Origin of the sequence: Streptomyces formicae, from assembly GCF_002556545.1 — a bacterium.
Lineage (GTDB): Bacteria > Actinomycetota > Actinomycetes > Streptomycetales > Streptomycetaceae > Streptomyces > Streptomyces formicae_A.
Map to the genome: position 1 here is coordinate 8,473,077 of NZ_CP022685.1, position 17,516 is coordinate 8,490,592.

The following is a 17,516-nucleotide window of genomic DNA, read 5'->3' on the forward strand; positions in this document are numbered from 1 at the left end:
CCCAGCAGGGTGATTTGTCGCCCGAATGAGTGAATAAGGGTGTGTTTCAGAAGGTGCGCCCGGCGCTCACACCGGCGCTGCCCCGGGGGTTCCGTGGCCGGACGAGTTATGCAAAGGTCCTCAATAATTTCGGTGCGCGGCAGGGCAAGAAGCCCGTTCACCGGGTCAACCATGCTGCCCCGGTGGCGAATTCGAGGTGAAGTACTGATGCGAAACGGGGCACGCGGCCACGATCTGCTCGCGCTGCGGCGGCTCAACACCACCGTCGTGCTGCGCGCCCTGCACCGCCGCAGCCCCCGCACCCTCGCCGAACTCGCCGCCGACACCGGCCTGTCCAGGCCGACGGTGGAGGCGGCCGTCGAGGAACTCGCCGAACGGGGACTCGTCGGGGAGGCCGCCGAGGAGTCCGGCGAACGGCCGCCCGGCCGCCCCGCGCGCCGGTTCCGCTTCCGTACGGAGGCCGGTCACGTGCTCGGCGTCGACATCGGGCTGCACAAGATGGTGCTGCTCATCGCCGACCTCGGCGGCACCGTCATCGCTGCCCAGCGCACCTCCCTGGAGCCCGAGTCGAGCGGCAGCGCCCGCCTGGACCTGCTGCGCGACGGCATGGAGTCCTTCCTCGACGCCCACGCGCCGCGCGACGGGGTCCTCGCCCGCTGCGTGGGCGTGCCCGGCATGGTGGACGCGGCCGGGGTCATCACCTCCGTCGTGATCCCCGAGTGGTCGGGCGTCGACCTCGGGCGGCTGCTTCCCGACGGCGGCACGGGTCCCACCCTGATCGAGAACGACGTCAACCTCGCGGTGCTCGCCGAACGCTGGCAGGGCGCCGCCACCCTGGTCGGCGACGTCGTCTGCGTGCTCACAGGACACCGCGTCTCCTGCGGACTCACCATCGACGGGCGGCTGCACCGGGGCAGGCGCGGCGGCGCGGGGGAGCTCGGCATGCTGCCGCTGCTCGGCATGAGCGGTGCCCAGGACGCCCTGCGCTGGCCGGGCGCGCTGCGCGCGGGCGAGTCCGAAGTGGCGGCGCTCGCCCGCGCGGCGGACGCCGCGGACCCGCGCGCCCTGGCCGCCGTCGCGGACTTCGCGGACCGCATAGCCCCGGGCATCGCGGCGATCTCGCTGGCCGTCGACCCGGAACTGCTCGTGCTGACCGGCGGGGCCACCCCGGTAGGCGGCCATCTGGTGCCGCTTCTTGCGGACCGGCTGCGCCCCATGACCCTGCACGTCCCGCGCATCGCCCTGAGCCCGCTCGGCGACCGGGGCGTGGCCATCGGCGCCGTGCGCAAGGCGCTCGACCAGGTGGAGGAGGAACTGCTCGGAGACATGGCGTCGTAGCGCCGCCCCCGAACGGGGGGCGCTCCGCGACGACGCCCGACCACTGCACAGGAGGCGAAGGCGCGCATGCGCAGAAGGACTCTGCTCGGCGGGGCGTTGGCGGCCCCCTTGCTCGCCGCCTGCTCCGGCGGGGGCGACGACACGGACGGCGGGGGCGGCACCACCCTCACGTACGGAATGTGGGACCCGGCGCAGGTGCCGGGCATGAAGAAGATCATCGCCGCGTTCCGCAAGGAGCATCCTCGAATATCCGTACGGATCGAGCTCACGCCCTGGGCGACGTACTGGACCACCCTGAAGACGTCGATGAGGGGCGGCACCGCGCCCGACGTGTTCTGGATGAACGCCGTCAACTTCCAGCTGTACGCGGCCAACGGCGTCCTCGAACCGCTCTCCGGGCACATCAGGAGCGACCGGACGCCCGTCGGCAGCCACCCCGAGGCGCTGGTGAAGCTCTACGCGTACGAGGGCACGCAGTACGGGCTGCCCAAGGACTTCGACACCATCGGCCTCTGGTACAACAAGGCGCTCTTCGACAAGGCGGGCATCACGTACCCGGACGAGAGCTGGACCTGGGACGACGTGCGCGACGCGGCGGCCGAACTCACCGACCCGCACGAGCGCGTGCACGGATTCGCCGCCGAGATGGACCGGCAGGGCAAGATCTACCCCGCCGTCTGCGGCGCCGACGGATACGTCCTGAAGGACGGCCGGTCCGGCTTCGGCGAGGAACGGTCCATCGAGGGCCTGCGCTTCCTGACCGACATGGTCGACCGGGGCTGGTCCCCGCCGCAGAGCGCGATGGTCGAGTCCGTCGGACGCGTGCGCTACTGGTCGGAGAAGGTCGCCATGAACTACGACCTCTCCGCGATGGCGGGACAGATGTACGCCGTGCCCGCGCTCAAGGACCACGGCGGCATCGCCGTCCTGCCCAAGGGGCGCCGCAGGGCCACCATCATCCACGGCCTGGCCAACGTCATCTCCGCCAAGAGCCGCAAGAAGGCCGCCGCCTGGCAGTTCGTCCACTTCATGGCGGGCAGGGAAGCCGCCGAGATCCAGGCGAGGGAGGGCGTCACCATCTCCTCGTACGCGGGAACGCAGGACGCCTGGCTCACATCGATGCCCGAATTCGACCTGAAGCACTTCATCGAGATGCAGAAGTACGCCGTCCCGTATCCGAGCTCCAAGAACACCGCCGTCTGGGAGAACCTCCAATACCCGATCCTCGGCGCCGCGTTCAGCGGAAAGGGCGGCATCGAGAGCGCGGCCCGCAAGCTCGGCGGACAGATGGACAGGGCCCTGAAGGAGGAGCGCGCCGTATGAGTGTCTTTCCCGCCACGGCCGCCGCGAAGGCGAAGGAGCGCCGCGCCTCCGCCGCCGCACCGCGCCCGGGCTCCCGCAACCAGCGCGCCGCCTACTGGTTCATCGCACCGCTCGGCATCGGCTTCGCCCTCTTCTACTTCTGGCCGCTGCTCCAGACCTTCTACTTCAGCTTCACGGAATTCGGCGCGTTCGGCGGCCACACGTTCATCGGCACCGACAACTACGCCCGGGTGATCCAGGACGTCACCGTCTGGCAGGCGCTCGTCAACACGCTCATCTACAGCGTCATCGGACTCACCGCGCTGCCGATCGCGATCGTCGTCGCGTCCCTCCTGAACCGGCGCGGACTGCGCGGCGTCTCCGTCTACCGGGCCCTGTACTTCGTGCCGTTCGTGACGCTTCCCGTCGCCGTCGGCCTCGTCTGGAACTGGCTCTACAACGGCGACTTCGGACTCCTCAACGAAATCCTCGGATGGTTCGGCGTCGACCGTCACTACTGGGTCTCCGACCCGTCCACCGCCGTCTACGCGATCGGCACGGTGATGGTCTGGTCGACCACCGGCTACTACTTGATCATCTTCATGGCGGGCATCAAGGGAATTCCGCAGGACTACTACGAAGCCGCGGAACTCGACGGGGCGGGGGCGCTGCGCAGGTTCTTCACCATCACGCTGCCGCTGCTCAGCCCGACCCTCTTCTTCGCCTCCATCATCTGCATGATCAATTCACTGCAGACCTTCGACCTGATCTACATCATGATGGGCGAGAAGAACCCCGCGATCGGCGATACGCAGTCTGTCGTCGGCCTCTTCTACAAATGGGCCTTCATCGAGAACGCGCAGGGCGCGGCCGCCGCGCTCGCCTTCCTGCTCATGGTGGTCATCGCCGCCCTCACTTATCTCCAGTTCAGGCTCCAGAAGAGGTGGGTGCACTATGCCTGACACCCAAGAGCACATGGCGCCGATACGGCCCAGGAACAAGAAGCGGGTGACCGCGGGGTCCCTCGCCACCCACGCCGTGCTCTCGTTCGGCGCGCTGGTGATGGTCTTCCCGTTCTTCTGGCAACTGCTCACCGCGCTCAAGACCCTCGCGGAGACCTCCCGGGTGCCGCCCACGTTCCTGCCCGACGACTGGAACTGGCGGAGTTTCGACGACGTCTTCACCGGCCTGCCCTTCCGGGAGATGCTCACCAACAGCGTCATCAACACCGTCGGCCGCACCCTGGGCCAACTGGTGTTCTGCTCCCTGGCCGCCTACGCGTTCGCGCGCATGCAGTTCCGGGGCCGCAACGTCCTGTTCGCGCTCTTCCTCTCCGTCCTGATGGTGCCGAGCTCGCTGCTCGTGCTCCCGCAGTACGACATCATCCAGCGGTTCGGCCTGCTCAACTCCGCGCCCGCGCTGTTCCTGCCCGGCATGTTCAGCGCGTTCGGCACCTTCATGCTCCGCCAGTTCTTCCTCACGCTGCCCAAGGAACTGGAGGAGGCCGCCCGCATCGACGGCGCGGGATCCTTCCGGATCTTCTGGTCCATCATGCTGCCGCTGATCCGGCCCGCGCTCGCCGCGCTCGCCGTCATCACCGCCATGTGGTCCTGGAACGACCTGCTGTGGCCGCTGGTCGTCAACACCGACCCGGAGAAGATGCCGATCAGCGCGGGACTCACCTCCCTGGAGGGGCAGTTCGAGACCAACTACCCGGTGATGATGGCCGGTTCGCTCGTCGCGAGCCTGCCCATGCTGCTCGTCTACCTCTTCCTCCAGCGGCATTTCGTCCAGAGCGTCGCCCTCTCAGGATCCAAGAGCTGAGCCCGCACTCCTCCCACAGGAAGGCACCCCGCCCTCATGGCACCCCTGCACATCGGACTGCTCGGCGCGGGCGGCATCGCCCGTGCCCATCTGCCCGGCTGGCTGGCGATCGGCGCCCGGGTCAGCGTGTACACCGTCGACGGCTCGGCGGAGAAGCTCACCGCCGAGTACGCCGGACACGGGCACGACGTCCGCACCGCGGCCGGTCTCGACGACGTGCTCGACACCGTCGAGGCCGTCGACATCTGCACCCCCACCCCCACCCACAAGGAACTCGCCCTCGCCGCCGTCGCCGCGGGCCGGCACGTCGTGTGCGAGAAGCCGCTCGCGCTCACCGCACACGACGCCGGAGAGATCGCGGCTGCGGCCGACGCGGCGGGCGTCCGGCTCCACCCCGCACACGTGGTGCGCTACTTCCCCGCGTACGCGGCGATGCGCGAGGCCGTCCTCCGGGGCGACCTCGGCGAACTCGCCGTGCTGCGCTTCACGCGCGGCGGTGCGCGGCCGCAGTGGGCGCCCTGGTTCGGTGACCCCGCCCAGTCCGGCGGCGTCATCATGGACCTGATGGTGCACGACATCGACATCGCCCGCTGGATCGCGGGCGACGTGGTCCGCGTGCACGCCCGCACCCGCGGCGCCGAGCACGCCACCGGCACACCGGCCGACGTCGTCACGGCGACCGCCGTGCTCACCCACGCCTCCGGCGCCGTCAGCCAGGTCAGCGGCCTGTGGGGCCTGCCCGACCAGCGGTTCCGTACGACGTTCCGGATCGCGGGCGCGGACGGCCTGCTGCACCACGACTCCACCGCCGTGCCCGGCTTCCGGATCACCGCGCAGGGCGTACGGGCGGCCAACGAAGGCATCCCGTCCAGCCCCATGACCGAGAGCCCCTACCTCGCCGAACTGCGCGAATTCGCCGCGTCCTGGGCGCCCGACGGGCCCGAGCCGCGCGTGAGCGCACACGACGGCGTGGAGGCGGTGCGGATCGCCGAGGCCGCCGTGGAGTCCAGCCGCACGGGCCGCGTCATCGAGATCGAACGAACCGAGCAGACCGAGGAGGCAGCGCGATGAAGGTGGCCGTCCTGTCGTTCGCCCACGTCCACGCGACCGCGTACCTGCGGCTGCTCGCACGCATGCCGGGCATCGAGGTGCTCGGCAGCGACCCGGACACGGACCTCGCCGCGCCCGGCGAGGTGCGCGGCCGCCCGCTCGCCGACGAGCTGGGCGTCGCGTACGCCGCCACGTACGAGGACGTCTTCGCCTGGCAGCCGGACGCCGTGATCGTCTGCTCCGAGAACGCCCGGCACCGCCCGCTGGTCGAACTGGCCGCCGCGCACGGCGTGGACGTCCTGTGCGAGAAGCCGCTCGCCGCGTCGGTCGAGGACGGCGAGGCGATGGTCGCCGCCTGCCGGGCCGCGGGGGTGCGTCTCGCGGTCGCCTTCCCGGTCCGCTTCAGCCCGGCGTACGCCGCCGTCAAAGCGGCGCTCGCGTCGGGCGAGGCCGGGCGGGTCCTCGCGGTGGCCGGGGCCAACAACGGCGCCATGCCCACGCGTGCGCGCCGCTGGTTCGCCGAGCCCGCACTCTCCGGCGGGGGCGCCCTGATGGACCACACCGTGCACATCGCCGACCTGCTCGACGACCTCTTCGCCGACGCGCGCCCCGTCGAGGTCTACGCACAGACCAACAACCTCCTGTACGCCGACGAGGTCGACGTCGAGACCAGCGGCCTGGTCAGCGTCACCTACTCCGACGGGGCCGTGGCCACCATCGACTGCAGCTGGTCCCATCCGCGCTCCCACCACTCCTGGGGCGGCCTTGAACTCACCGTCGTCGGCGAGCGGGCCACCCTGGAGATGGACGCCTTCGACCAGAAGGTGCACGGATTCAGCGAACGCCGGGGGAGGGGAACGGAGTTGCCGTTCGGCGTCGACCTGGACGAGCGGATGCTGCGCGCCTTCCTGCACGGCCCCGGCGAGGACGGCATGGACGTCGCCGACGGCGAGGGCGGACTGCGGACCCTGCGCGTCGTGGCGGCCGGGTACGCCTCGGCACGCGACGGTGCGCCGGTGCGGGTCGGCTGAGCTCTCAGCGCCGCCCGACCTGGCCCGACTCCCAGGCCCACGCGGCGATCTCCACGCGATTGCGCACGGCCAACTTCGTCTGGATGTTGGCCAGGTGCGTTTTGACGGTCGCCAGGGAGATGAACAGCTCGTCGGCGATCTCCTGATTGGTCCTGCCCCGCGCGACGCGCCGCGCCACGTCGAGTTCGCGCTCCGAGAGCACCTCGGGCGCGGGCCCGACAGCCGCCGCGCCGCAGTGCGGTCCGTGCTGGTCCGCCATGCGTTCCAGGAGCCGCAGCGTCACGGCGGGGGAGACCAGCGCGTCGCCCTTCGCGGCGGCGCGCACCGCCTCCACGAGCAGCCCGGGCCCCGCGTCCTTCAGCAGGAACCCGACGGCGCCGCCGCGCAGCGCCTCGTCGAGGTAGTCGTCCTGGTCGAAGGTGGTGACGACCACGACGTGCAGCGGCTCGGCGACCCCGGGCCCGGCGAGCAGCCGGGTCACCTCCAGGCCGTTCAGCTTCGGCATCCGCACGTCGACCAGACACACGTCGGGCCGCAGCCGCCGGGCGAGCTCGACGCATTCGGCGCCGTCGGCCGCCTCACCGATCACTTCGATGCCCGGCTGCGCGGACAGGATCAACCGGAACCCGGTGCGCACCATGTCCTGGTCGTCGGCGATGAGCACGCGCACCGGGCTCGCGGAGCGGTGGTTCTGCGGCATTTCTTCCACGAGGAGAAGACTAGGACGGCCCGGGGCGTGCATGCGCGCCTGGCCTGTGCCGAGGGCACTTCCACGCGCCCCCACGATCACCACCGAGCGCCTCGGACGGCTCCGGCACGGGCCCGTGACCGGTGGCATGCTCCCTGGCGGGCGACCGTCCGCCGGGTGACACGGTCCGACGGCAGGGCGCCCTCCGAGCCCAAGGGAGACCCTCATGCGCCTGCCCCGCACCGTCGTCGCCGTCCTCGGCGCCCTCGCCCTCGTCACCGCCCTGCCGACCTCCGCAGGCGCCGCGGGCGGCACGCTGCACTACGTCAACGTCAACGGAGACGACTTCAGCACCGACAACCCGGTGAACGGCGAGTGCTACCTGCTGGTCTCCGGCGCCGTGCACGTGGACAACGGCACGGACACGACGGCCACCGTCTACGCCGACCACGGCTGCGAGGAGCCCCTCGGGCCCCCGCTCGCGCCGTTCAGCGCGAGGGACTTCGGGGCGCCCGTGCCGCACAGCGTGATGTTCAGCTGAGCGTGATGTTCACCTGGCGGGCAGCGTGACGCGCAGCCGCCAGCCGCCGTCCGGCAGCGGACCCGCGTCCAGGTCGCCGCCGAGCGCCTCGACCCGCTCCCGCAGACCGATCAGACCGAGTCCACCGCGGCCGCCCGGCGGCGTCCGGTCCCTGGCACGGCCCTGCGGGGACGGGCCGTTGGAGACCTCGACGCGCAGGCGTCCCGCGTCCGTCGACACGCGCACCCGGACGTCATCGGCGCCGGGTGCGTGCCGGGTGACATTGGTGAGCGCCTCCTGGACGACGCGGTGCACGGACGTCTCCACCTCGGGCGCGAGCGCGGCGGCACGGACCCGCGCCGAGACCTCCAGGGTGGCGGCGTCGCCGTGGGCCGCCACAAGGGCGGCCAGCTCGGTGAGCAGGTCGGCGGGCCGGGTCGTGGCGCCGGGCTCCGCGCGCAGGACGTGCACCAGGCGCCGCATCGACTCCAGCGTCTCGGTGCCCGCCTTCTCGATCCCGGCGAGCAGCGGTTCGAGCTGCTCGGGCGAGGTCTCGCGGACGGCGCGCGCGGCCTGCGCCTGGACGACGATCCCCGTCACGTGATGGGCGACGAAGTCGTGCAGATCGCGGGCGATGCGACGGCGCTCCTCCTCCTGCGTCGAGGTCACCGCGAGCGCCCGCCTGCCGTCGAGGGAGCGCAGATAGCCGCCGAGCGCGAGCGCGCCGCCCGCCGCGACCGTGAGCACGAACGCGAAGGTCTCGGCATCGGAGTGGAAGCCGGTCCGTACGGGCGCTGCCGCGACGGCGAGGGCGAGCAGCGCGCACAGGACGTACCCGGCGGGCAGCCGCGCCGTACGCGTGGTGACCGTGAGGAGGGCGAGCAGCGCGAAGGACTCCAGGAGGCCCCAGCTGCCCACCGGGACACCGCCGAGCGCCAGCGCGAGCGTGAGCCCGCCGGAGGCGAGCGCCGCGACCACGGCCCGCGCCTCGATACCGGGACCGCCCCGCACGAGCAGCACGGCGACGGCCAGCGGCCCGGAGACCAGGGGCAGCCAGGAGCCGTCGGGCTCGCTCGACACCAGGTCGAGCAGCCACAGGAACACCGCGGGGACGGCGAACAGGAGCGTCTTGGCGGCGCCGGGGCCTTCGCGGTGCGGGCCGGGCGCGGTGCGCGTACCGCCGGGCGGGGAGCGGTGATCATCCACGTACCGAATGTACGCATCAGGTCGCATGCCGCGGATCAGCCGAAAGCCTGACCGGGGGTCCCGCGATCCACCGAACGGGCGAGGCGCGCGAGGGGCCGGGGCGGCGAGCGTGGAGGCAGACACTCCGGCTCCGTCGACACGGGCCCCGACTCCCAGGAGAGCGTGACCACCATGCACCGACCGACCCACGTCAGCCCTCGTGCCGCCCGCACGACGCTCTGCGCGCTCGGCGCCGCCGCCCTCGCCGTGTCGCTGACGGCCTGCGGCAGCGGTTCGAGCAACCCCTTCGACGACCACCAGGAGAAGTCCTCCTACCAGGACGGCGCCGCGGCCAAGAGCGACAGGAAGTCCGTGCCGCGCTGGCTGCCCGACGACGCGAGCGACATCACGTACGTCATGTCGACCACCGGCGACGACCGGATCATGAAGTTCACGACGCCCGACGGAAAGTTCCCCGCCCAGTGCGCCAAGGGCGAGCCGCAGGGCAAGCCCCGCCTGAAGGCCGACTGGTTCCCCTCGGACCTCGCGGCGAAGGCCGACACGAACTGCGGCACCTGGTCCGGCGCCCGCGTCGACGGCGCGCTCTACGCGTGGCAGGACAAGGACGTCGCGATGAAGGCCCGCGGCTGATGCGAACGCGCACGCGAGGAACGCTCGCGGCCGTGACGGCGGGCGCCGCCCTGCTCTCGCTGGTGGCCTGCTCGTCGGGCGAGCGGGGCGAGCAGGGCGGCCAGGGCAGTCAGGGCACCGAGAAGCGCGGAGCCGAGCGGCAGCAGCGGATCGGCTGGAAGCCCTGTCCGGCCGACGCGACGGAGGGCGCGCCCAAGGGCGCCGAGTGCGGCACCGTCCGCGTCCCCGTGGACTGGACCGCGCCGGGCGGCGAGAAGCTCGACGTCGCGGTGGTGCGCAGGAAGGCGACCCGCAAGGACCAGCGCATCGGCACCCTGATGTTCCTGCCCGGCGGACCCGGCAACTCCGGTGTCCAGAACGTGGCGCAGACCAAGGAGTGGGGCGGCGCCGAACACCGCTTCGACATCGTCAGCTTCGACCCGCGCGGCACCGGCCTCAGCAGCCCCGTCCAGTGCCCCGCGGGACCGCTGGCCGAGATGATCACGGACAAGCGGCCCGCCACGACGCCCGGCGACTTCGGGCGGCTGAAGAAGCGCGCCACCGCCCTGGCCGCAGGCTGTGCCCGTGCGTCCGGAGCGGTGACCGGGCACACCGACGCGAGCAGCGTCAGCCGCGACATGGACGCCATCCGCGCCGCGCTCGGCGCGGACCGGATCTCCCTCTACGGTCATTCGTACGGCACGGTCTACGGCCAGCGCTATGCCGCGATGCACGGCGACCGGGTGCGCGCCGCCGTCCTCGACGGCGTCATGGACCCCGCGATCGGCCGCCGGGCCTTCGGCGTCACCGGGGCGAAGGCGCTGGAGGGCGCCTTCGGCGAGTTCGCCCGGTGGTGCGAGCGCTCGCGCGACTGCGAGCTGGGGGAGCGGGACGCCTGGCGGGTGTACGAGGGCCTCGCCGCGCGGGCCGCCGGAGGGAAGCTGCGCAACGGCGGCAAGGACGTGCCGCTCGCCGAGCTCAACGGCACGATCGACGCGATGCTCCTCACCCCGTCCTGGCCCGCCGCCGCCCAGTACCTTCACGCCCTGGACACCGGGAAGCCGTGGGAGACGGACGAGGGCGACGCCCCGCCCGACGAGAAGCTGCTGCCCGGCGCCGATCTGTCCGTCTGCGCCGATCTGAGCCTGCGCGCCCCGAACGCCGCGGCCTACCTCGCCGACCGGCGGGCGGCCCACGAGGCCGCGCCCCGCTTCGGCTACTCCCCGAACACCGTGTCGTACGCGAACCTCTGCCAGGGCCTCCCCGCCCCCGAAGGCCCGTCGACGGAGCAGGTCCGCACGGACACGCCCCTGCTCCTGATCGGCGCCCGGTACGACAACGCGACGCCGCTGGACTGGGCGCGTTCCGCGCAGCGGCGGCTCGGGGACCGGGCGGCGCTCGTCGAGGTGAAGGGCTGGGGCCACGCCGTGAAGATCTTCAACGGCGGTGCCGAGCGGGACACGGTCCTGCGGTACCTCACGGACCTCGACGTGCCGAAGCCCGGAACCGTCATCGACGGAGCCACCCCACCCGGAGCCTAGGGCCTGTCCGGCGGATCATGGCGCTGTCGCGGGGTCTGGCACGCACTCCCCCAAGCTCTCGGCTCCGCTCGAGCAGGGAGGTACCCCCTCCGGCGTTGTCGTCGGTTGCCAACGCTCCGCGTTGCCGCCCTCCTCCGCCTTGCAGCTGCACGCACCAGACCCCGCTCGCCTGCACCGGACGGTGGACGCCACCCGAGCGCGCCCTGATCCGCCGGACAGACCCTAGCCCCGCGGCGTAGGAGCCCTCCGACCGGAGTCGGATCCGGAGCGGATCGGGCGGGTATTAGCGTGGTCGGGACAGATTGACGACAAGGATCCGAGGTGCCCGGCCCATGCCAAGCCGCAGCGAGAACCGTACCGAGCTCATCGAGTCACTCATGGAGCGGTTCCCGAACGTGCCGCGGGAAGCCGTGATCAAGGAGGACCTGCTGCGCGGCGGGATCGCCTTCGACGAGTCGGCGCTCAGCGACAACGAGGGCGGCGAGGTCAAGCCGAAGTCGTACTTCATCTTCTCCTTCGACCACGGCACCCTGCCCGAACTGGGCGCCGCGGCCCTGCGCCGCCCGCCCGAGGAGATCGTCCTCACCGGCGGCCCCTACGAACTGCGCCGCACCGTCGTCTCGGTCCGCGTGAACCCGGCGTCGCCCTACCGGGTCGCGGCCGACGACGACGGAGTGCTCGGCCTCTACCTGGACGGCGCGCGGATCTCCGACGTCGGCCTGCCGCCGATGCCGGACTACTACCGGCACACCCTGGAGAACGGCAAGTCCGTGATGGAGGTGGCGCCCACCATCCAGTGGGGCTACCTGATCTACCTGACGGTCTTCCGGGTCTGCCAGTACTTCGGCGCCAAGGAGGAGTGCCAGTACTGCGACATCAACCACAACTGGCGCCAGCAGAAGGCGGCGGGCCGCCCCTACACCGGTGTGAAGCCGATGGACGAGGTCCTCGAAGCCCTCGCCATCATCGACAAGTACGACACGAACAAGTCCTCCACCGCGTACACGCTCACCGGTGGCGCCATCACCACGCAGCTCCAGGGCAAGGACGAGGCCGACTTCTACGGCCAGTACGCGAAGGCCATCGAGGAGCGCTTCCCCGGCCGCTGGATCGGCAAGGTCGTCGCCCAGGCCCTGCCCAAGGCGGACGTGCAGCGCTTCCACGACTACGGCGTGCGGATCTACCACCCCAACTACGAGGTGTGGGACCCGTACCTGTTCGAGCGCTACTGCCCCGGCAAGGAGCGCTACGTCGGCCGTGACGAGTGGCACCGCCGCATCCTGGACTCCGCAGACGTCTTCGGGCCGCGCAACGTCATCCCGAACTTCGTGGCGGGCGTGGAGATGGCGGAGCCCTTCGGCTTCAAGACCGTCGGCGAGGCCATCGACTCCACCGTCGAGGGCCTGCAGTACTTCATGTCGCGCGGCATCACGCCCCGCTTCACCACCTGGTGCCCGGAGCCCACGACGCCGCTGGGCAAGGCCAATCCGCAGGGCGCCCCGCTGGAGTACCACGTGCGGCTCCTTGAGGCCTACCGCGCGACGATGGAGGCCAACGGCCTTTCCTCGCCCCCCGGTTACGGCCCCGCCGGACCCGGCAACGCGGTGTTCTCGGTGAGCTCCTTCATGGACAGCCTGCCCGCGGAGAAGGCCGCTCCGGAGGACGCCGTTATCCCGGCGACGCCCCAGTAGAGCCGTGTTACGGTCGGGGCGGGTCACGAGTTCCAGCGTCAAGCCCCGGCTGGCTGGACGGCACCCCGCTCCGTCGCGGGTGCCCCGGGTGACGACCCGCCCCGCGCGAGGCGCGCGGGGAACGGCGGATCACCGGGGCCGGTTCCCGGGGTCCACGACTCCGGAGGCGCTCCATGACGCACCCGCACACCATCTGCGACCACGACACCTGCGAAGCCCGCACGCCGGGACACCAGGTCCACTGGATCCAGGCCCGCGACAGCGCGAAGGACCCGGGGCCGCTCGTCGACGTGCTGCTCTCCTCGCACGACGTACGGGACGACGGCCGCATCGCCCTCCATGTGCTCGGCCCGACCCGGGGCGTGCCCGCCACGCTGTGGACGCACGACCCGGGACGGCTGCGCGGGCTGCTGCGCGAGCACCGGGGCCTCGCCCAGTGGCAGCCCCGCTGGAACCTGCTCCGGCTGCGGCGCGACACCGTCGCCACCACGCTGGTCTGCGTGGCACCCGACGGGGAGCCCGCCGCCCCTGGCCGCTGACGAAGATCACCGCTCCGTAGGATGACGCCGTGCCGGACGAGGGCGATCCCCGCGTCCGGGCGGCGCGACAGTCAGCCACCCAGAGCCGGAGGTCCCCCGTGCAGCACCACCCCGTCACCGTCGTCACCGGCGGCAGCCGAGGCATCGGCGCGGCTGTCAGCGCCCGTCTCGCCCAGGAAGGGCACGACGTCGCCATCGGCTACCGCTCCGACGAGGCCGCCGCGGCGAAGGCGGCCGACGCCGTCCGCGCCGCGGGCCGCTGCTGCGTCACCGTCCAGGTCGACACCGCCGACGAGGCCGCCGTCGACCGTCTCTTCGACACCGCTGCCGCCGAACTCGGCCCCGTCACGGGCCTGGTCAACAACGCGGGAGTGAGCGGGCCCGTCGGGCCGCTCGCCGACGCCGACGCCGAGGGCATGCGCCGCGCGCTCGACGTGAACGTCCTCGGCTATCTGCTCTGCGCCCGGCGCGCGGTGCGGGACCTGAAGGCGAACGGCGGCGGCGCGATCGTGAACGTCTCGTCCGCCGCCGCCACGCTCGGCGCCCCCGGCGAGTACGTGCACTACGCGGCGGCCAAGGGCGCCGTCGACACCCTGACCGTCGGCCTTGCCAAGGAGGTCGCGGGGGACGGCATCCGCGTCAACGCCGTTGCCCCGGGCGTCATCTGGACCGAGTTCCACGCGGACCCCGAGCGCCCCGCGAAGCTCGCCGACGGCATTCCGATGGGGCGCTCGGGCCGGCCGGAGGAGATCGCGGCGGCCGTCTCCTGGCTGCTCTCCGCCGATGCCTCCTACGCGACGGGCACGGTCCTGCGGGTCGCGGGCGGCCGCTGACCCCGCCCCACCGAGGGGGGCCTCGTACGCTGGGCGCATGATCAGTGGAGAGGTCTCCCTCACGTCAGACGTCCTCATACGGCCGGTCACGCTCGACGACGCGGAGGCGCTCGCCCGCGCCTACCGGCGCAACCGCGCCCACCTCGAACCCTGGGACCCGGACAGGCCCGCCGCCTTCTTCACCACGCAGGGGCAGAGCGACCGGCTCCGGGTGCAGTTGGAGGAGGGCCGCGCGGGCCGGTCCGCGCACTGGGTGCTGGTCGGCGGCGGTGAGGTCCTCGGGCACGCCGCCCTGTCGAACATCGTGCTCGGCCCGGTCCGCAGCGGGAACCTCGGCTACTGGATCGACGCCGAGCACCAGGGAAGGGGCCTCGCCTCCGGCGCGGCGAACGTCGTCTGCGAGGCCGCCGACGGCCAACTGGGCCTGCACCGCGTCGAGGCGGGCACGCTCCTGCACAACACCGCGTCGCAGCGCGTGCTCACCAAGTGCGGCTTCGAGGAGTACGGCGTCGCGCCGGGCTTCCTGTACATCCAGGGCGCCTGGCGCGACCACCGGCTCTTCCAGAAGATCCTCAACGACCGCCCCGCGTGAGGCGGTTCGCGCGGAGTCTCAGACGATGCCCTCGGCGACCTCGGCCTGCTCGCGGTCCGAGCCGTACGCCTGCGGAGTGCTGTACGAGCGGCGCGCCACGAACCACCACACGGTGGCCAGAATCAGCACCACGGCGAGCGCGATCGACGCGTAGTTCATCGACTGGACGGTGACGGGCGAGGCCTGCGGCAGGCAGAACAGGACCGTCACGAACGCCACCCAGATCACCGCGATCCAGCCGATCGGCTTGCTCCAGCGGCCCAGGTTCCACGGGCCCTGCTGGAAGCGGTCGCCCGCGCGCAGGCGCAGGAAGATCGGGATGGCGTAGGCGGGCGTGATGCCGATGACGTTGATGGCGGTCACGGCCGTGTACGCGGTCGCCGAGTACAGGGACGGCAGGGCGATCACCGCGGCCAGGCCCACCGAGAGCCACACCGCGGGCACCGGGACCTGGGTGCGGGAGCTGACCTTGCGCCAGATCGCGGAGCCCGGCAGCGCGTTGTCGCGGGAGAAGGCGAACACCATGCGGCTGGCCGCGGCCGTCTCGGCGTTGCCGCAGAACAGCTGCGCCACGATCACGATGAGCAGCAGCGCCGTCGCGCCGGACTCGCCGATCGCGTCGATCATGATCTGGGCGGGCGGCACGTTGGTGGCGGTCTCCAACGTGCCCTTGTAGTCCTGGATGGCGAAGGTGAGCCCGGCCAGCAGGACGAAACCGGCGATCCAGGAGGCCCAGATGGCGCGCACGATGCCGCGCGCAGCGGACACCGACGCGTTGGACGTCTCCTCCGAGAGGTGCGCGGAGGCGTCGTACCCGGAGAACGTGTACTGGGCGAGGAGCAGGCCGATCGCGGTGACGTAGAGCGGGTTCTCCCAGCCGGTGCCGTTGTAGAACTCGCCGAAGACGAACGACGGCGACTGGTGGTGGTCGGGCACGATCGCGAGGACGCCGACGATCACCGTGACACCGGCCACGTGCCACCACACGCTGATCGAGTTGAGCAGGCTGACCAGGCGTACGTTGAAGAGGTTCAGGACGGCGTGCAGGAACAGGATGCACAGGAAGATCAGGAAGGTCTTCTCGGCCGTCGGCGTGAAGCCGAACTTCAGATTGAGGAACGCGCCGGTGAACAGGGCGGCGCCGTAGTCGATGCCCGCTATCGCGCCGAGCAGGCCGAGCAGGTTCAGCCAGCCCGTGTACCAGCCCCAGCGGCGCCCGCCGAGCCGGTCGGCCATGTAGTAGAGCGCCCCCGACGTCGGATACGCGCTGGTCACCTCGGCCAGCGCGAGGCCCACGCAGAGGACGAAGAGGCCGACGCCCGCCCAGCCCCAGAGCATCACGGCCGGGCCGCCGGTGCCCAGGCCGAAGCCGTAGAGCGTCATGCATCCGGACAGGATGGAGATCACCGAGAAGCTGATGGCGAAGTTGCCGAAGCCGCCCATGCGGCGGGCGAGTACGGGTTGGTAGCCGAGCTCTCTGAGCCGTTCCTCCTCGTCCTGGCGTGGCACGGGGACGGAGCTCGACCAGGTGGTGCGGGACACGGAACTACCTCCGGTGGGGAACAAAGGGGGGAGCGGGGGAGTGGGGGCCCTGCCCGGGGGCTAGCCCGGGGCGCGGGAGGAGTTGGAGCAGCGGGCGCGGGCCTGGACGAAGACCTCGGCGGCCGCGTCCGCGTCGCCGGGCGAGCGGGTGCGGTAGGTCCAGGGCACGACGGTGAAGAACGGGTCCATGGCCTCGAACACCCGTAACGCGTCCTGGAACTGGTGCGCTCCCCACAGCGCGTGCGCGAGGTGGTTGAGGTCCAGGAGCGAGGCCGCGGCGGGCGGCGAGTAGTCGAACCACAGCTGCAGGGCGCGCAGCGCGCCGCGCGTGGAGTCCTCGGAGATCCAGTGCAGGTCGAGGGCCCGCTCTCCGCCGCCCTCCCTGCGGTAGCGCTCGACGCGCACGTACAGCGGGAGCAGGTGCAGCGAGGAGCCCGCGGGGGCGCCCGCCGACGCCCACTGCACGAAGTTGTACGCCTCGGTGAGCGGCCCGTCGGGCCTGCGCCCGTACACGAACTGGAGCATCCGGTGGTAGGCCTCGCGATTGCCGGGATCGCGCTTGTCGGCCTCGCCGAGCAGGTGCCAGGGCCCGGGGAAGAGCATCGGCTCCGGCGGCGCGACGCGGTGCTCGTCCCACCGCTGGCCCTCGTCGAGCCGGGCGAGCGCGAGCAGGCAGACCCAGGGGACCGGGTCCTCGGGCGACATCGACGACGCGGTGCCGCAGGCCGAAACGGCCTCGCGCCACAGGTCGTTGGTCTGCCGGTGTCCGGCGCGGTGGGCCCGCAGGGCGCGTTCCACCGCGACCCGGGCGTACAGGACGGCCGCGGACGCGCTGTGCGGCTCCTCGGCGCGCCAGGCGCGCACCACGTCGGAACCGGCGACGGCCGCCGCGAGGATCTGGGTCCGCTGGGTCCACAGTCCCCAGTCGGGTGTTTCGGTGAGCAGGTTGCGCGTGGACACCCAGCGGCCGGCCCTGAGGTCCTGAAGCACGGCACGCAGGGCTTCGTCGTGGCCCGCCGGGTGGTACACCGGGCGGCCTAACGGCATGGGCATGAGTCCTCGGTCGGGGAGATGGGGGGTTGAACGGGCCTGTTGTCGGGGTGTGTTGATGATGTTGTTCGGCGGTCAGTGTAGAGCTGGCAGTTCCGGTTTCCAGGTCCATTCATGGATCTTTTCTGTCCCGTTCTGTCAAACCGGCGCACCGAAAAGG

The 17,516-nt window shown here is 71.8% G+C and carries 17 protein-coding genes and 1 riboswitch; of the genes, 13 read left to right on the plus strand and 4 right to left on the minus strand.

The window, feature by feature from the left end:
• Positions 1-207 precede the first annotated feature (207 nt).
• The 6 genes from KY5_RS36895 (at position 208) to KY5_RS36920 (ending at position 6,545) form a co-directional block, all read left to right on the plus strand.
• Complete coding sequence (locus tag KY5_RS36895; protein WP_098246272.1) at positions 208-1,338, plus strand: ROK family transcriptional regulator; 1,131 nt, start codon at positions 208-210, stop codon at positions 1,336-1,338.
• 66 nt (positions 1,339-1,404) lie between these two features.
• Positions 1,405-2,661, plus strand: a complete 1,257-nt coding sequence (locus KY5_RS36900) for an ABC transporter substrate-binding protein (RefSeq protein WP_199843401.1) — start codon at positions 1,405-1,407, stop codon at positions 2,659-2,661.
• The gene (locus KY5_RS36905; RefSeq protein WP_098246274.1) at positions 2,658-3,602 is read left to right on the plus strand and encodes a carbohydrate ABC transporter permease; all 945 of its coding nucleotides are present in this window, start codon (positions 2,658-2,660) and stop codon (positions 3,600-3,602) included. Before KY5_RS36900 ends, KY5_RS36905 begins: the two co-directional genes overlap by 4 nt.
• On the plus strand, positions 3,595-4,464 hold the full coding sequence (locus KY5_RS36910; protein WP_199843403.1) for a carbohydrate ABC transporter permease: 870 nt from the start codon (positions 3,595-3,597) through the stop codon (positions 4,462-4,464). The genes KY5_RS36905 and KY5_RS36910 overlap by 8 nt, the downstream gene beginning before the upstream one ends.
• 36 nt (positions 4,465-4,500) lie before the next feature.
• Positions 4,501-5,535: a Gfo/Idh/MocA family protein gene (locus tag KY5_RS36915; RefSeq protein ID WP_098246276.1), complete on the plus strand. Its 1,035-nt coding sequence runs from the start codon at positions 4,501-4,503 to the stop codon at positions 5,533-5,535.
• Positions 5,532-6,545 carry a Gfo/Idh/MocA family protein gene (locus tag KY5_RS36920; RefSeq protein ID WP_098246277.1) on the plus strand — a complete coding sequence of 338 codons (1,014 nt, stop codon included), beginning with the start codon at positions 5,532-5,534 and terminating at the stop codon, positions 6,543-6,545. The genes KY5_RS36915 and KY5_RS36920 overlap by 4 nt, the downstream gene beginning before the upstream one ends.
• A gap of 4 nt (positions 6,546-6,549) precedes the next feature.
• Here KY5_RS36920 and KY5_RS36925 read toward each other — a convergent pair whose 3' ends face one another.
• A complete protein-coding gene (locus KY5_RS36925) occupies positions 6,550-7,245 on the minus strand; it encodes a response regulator (protein ID WP_098246278.1) in 696 nt (231 codons plus the stop codon).
• Positions 7,246-7,459: 214 nt separating this feature from the next.
• On the opposite strand from KY5_RS36925, the gene KY5_RS36930 reads away from it, so the two are divergent.
• Complete coding sequence (locus KY5_RS36930) at positions 7,460-7,774, plus strand: hypothetical protein (RefSeq protein WP_098246279.1); 315 nt, start codon at positions 7,460-7,462, stop codon at positions 7,772-7,774.
• Positions 7,775-7,783: 9 nt separating this feature from the next.
• Here KY5_RS36930 and KY5_RS36935 read toward each other — a convergent pair whose 3' ends face one another.
• Positions 7,784-8,959: a sensor histidine kinase gene (locus tag KY5_RS36935; protein WP_098246280.1), complete on the minus strand. Its 1,176-nt coding sequence runs from the start codon at positions 8,957-8,959 to the stop codon at positions 7,784-7,786.
• 171 nt (positions 8,960-9,130) lie between these two features.
• On the opposite strand from KY5_RS36935, the gene KY5_RS36940 reads away from it, so the two are divergent.
• The 6 genes from KY5_RS36940 to KY5_RS36965 all read left to right on the plus strand — a co-directional run bounded on the left by KY5_RS36940 (position 9,131) and on the right by KY5_RS36965 (position 14,764).
• Complete coding sequence (locus KY5_RS36940; RefSeq protein ID WP_159072691.1) at positions 9,131-9,589, plus strand: hypothetical protein; 459 nt, start codon at positions 9,131-9,133, stop codon at positions 9,587-9,589.
• The gene (locus tag KY5_RS36945; protein ID WP_098246282.1) at positions 9,589-11,109 is read left to right on the plus strand and encodes an alpha/beta fold hydrolase; all 1,521 of its coding nucleotides are present in this window, start codon (positions 9,589-9,591) and stop codon (positions 11,107-11,109) included. Before KY5_RS36940 ends, KY5_RS36945 begins: the two co-directional genes overlap by 1 nt.
• A 332-nt stretch (positions 11,110-11,441) precedes the next feature.
• A complete protein-coding gene (locus KY5_RS36950) occupies positions 11,442-12,800 on the plus strand; it encodes a radical SAM protein (RefSeq protein WP_098246283.1) in 1,359 nt (452 codons plus the stop codon).
• Between the two features lie 21 nt (positions 12,801-12,821).
• Positions 12,822-12,931: riboswitch (SAM riboswitch) on the plus strand.
• A 42-nt stretch (positions 12,932-12,973) separates the two neighbouring features.
• Complete coding sequence (locus KY5_RS36955; protein WP_098246284.1) at positions 12,974-13,339, plus strand: hypothetical protein; 366 nt, start codon at positions 12,974-12,976, stop codon at positions 13,337-13,339.
• 98 nt (positions 13,340-13,437) lie between these two features.
• The gene (locus KY5_RS36960) at positions 13,438-14,172 is read left to right on the plus strand and encodes an SDR family NAD(P)-dependent oxidoreductase (RefSeq protein WP_098246285.1); all 735 of its coding nucleotides are present in this window, start codon (positions 13,438-13,440) and stop codon (positions 14,170-14,172) included.
• 37 nt (positions 14,173-14,209) lie between these two features.
• The gene (locus KY5_RS36965) at positions 14,210-14,764 is read left to right on the plus strand and encodes a GNAT family N-acetyltransferase (protein WP_098246286.1); all 555 of its coding nucleotides are present in this window, start codon (positions 14,210-14,212) and stop codon (positions 14,762-14,764) included.
• 18 nt (positions 14,765-14,782) lie between these two features.
• On the opposite strand, the gene KY5_RS36970 is transcribed toward KY5_RS36965, so the two are convergent.
• On the minus strand, positions 14,783-16,306 hold the full coding sequence (locus tag KY5_RS36970; RefSeq protein WP_234363043.1) for an amino acid permease: 1,524 nt from the start codon (positions 16,304-16,306) through the stop codon (positions 14,783-14,785).
• 60 nt (positions 16,307-16,366) lie between these two features.
• Entirely contained in the window at positions 16,367-17,359 is a 993-nt protein-coding gene (locus KY5_RS36975) for a hypothetical protein (RefSeq protein WP_418952846.1), read from the minus strand.
• Positions 17,360-17,516: the final 157 nt, after the last annotated feature.

What these genes read in the sequence shown, in the direction of transcription:
- KY5_RS36895 (WP_098246272.1), top strand. Translation starts at nt 208, where the DNA reads ATGCGAAACGGGGCACGCGGCCACGATCTGCTCGCGCTGCGGCGGCTC.
- KY5_RS36900 (WP_199843401.1), top strand. Translation starts at nt 1,405, where the DNA reads ATGCGCAGAAGGACTCTGCTCGGCGGGGCGTTGGCGGCCCCCTTGCTC.
- KY5_RS36905 (WP_098246274.1), top strand. Translation starts at nt 2,658, where the DNA reads ATGAGTGTCTTTCCCGCCACGGCCGCCGCGAAGGCGAAGGAGCGCCGC.
- KY5_RS36910 (WP_199843403.1), top strand. Translation starts at nt 3,595, where the DNA reads ATGCCTGACACCCAAGAGCACATGGCGCCGATACGGCCCAGGAACAAG.
- KY5_RS36915 (WP_098246276.1), top strand. Translation starts at nt 4,501, where the DNA reads ATGGCACCCCTGCACATCGGACTGCTCGGCGCGGGCGGCATCGCCCGT.
- KY5_RS36920 (WP_098246277.1), top strand. Translation starts at nt 5,532, where the DNA reads ATGAAGGTGGCCGTCCTGTCGTTCGCCCACGTCCACGCGACCGCGTAC.
- KY5_RS36925 (WP_098246278.1), bottom strand. Translation starts at nt 7,245, where the DNA reads ATGCCGCAGAACCACCGCTCCGCGAGCCCGGTGCGCGTGCTCATCGCC.
- KY5_RS36930 (WP_098246279.1), top strand. Translation starts at nt 7,460, where the DNA reads ATGCGCCTGCCCCGCACCGTCGTCGCCGTCCTCGGCGCCCTCGCCCTC.
- KY5_RS36940 (WP_159072691.1), top strand. Translation starts at nt 9,131, where the DNA reads ATGCACCGACCGACCCACGTCAGCCCTCGTGCCGCCCGCACGACGCTC.
- KY5_RS36945 (WP_098246282.1), top strand. Translation starts at nt 9,589, where the DNA reads ATGCGAACGCGCACGCGAGGAACGCTCGCGGCCGTGACGGCGGGCGCC.
- KY5_RS36950 (WP_098246283.1), top strand. Translation starts at nt 11,442, where the DNA reads ATGCCAAGCCGCAGCGAGAACCGTACCGAGCTCATCGAGTCACTCATG.
- KY5_RS36955 (WP_098246284.1), top strand. Translation starts at nt 12,974, where the DNA reads ATGACGCACCCGCACACCATCTGCGACCACGACACCTGCGAAGCCCGC.
- KY5_RS36965 (WP_098246286.1), top strand. Translation starts at nt 14,210, where the DNA reads ATGATCAGTGGAGAGGTCTCCCTCACGTCAGACGTCCTCATACGGCCG.
- KY5_RS36975 (WP_418952846.1), bottom strand. Translation starts at nt 17,359, where the DNA reads ATGCCCATGCCGTTAGGCCGCCCGGTGTACCACCCGGCGGGCCACGAC.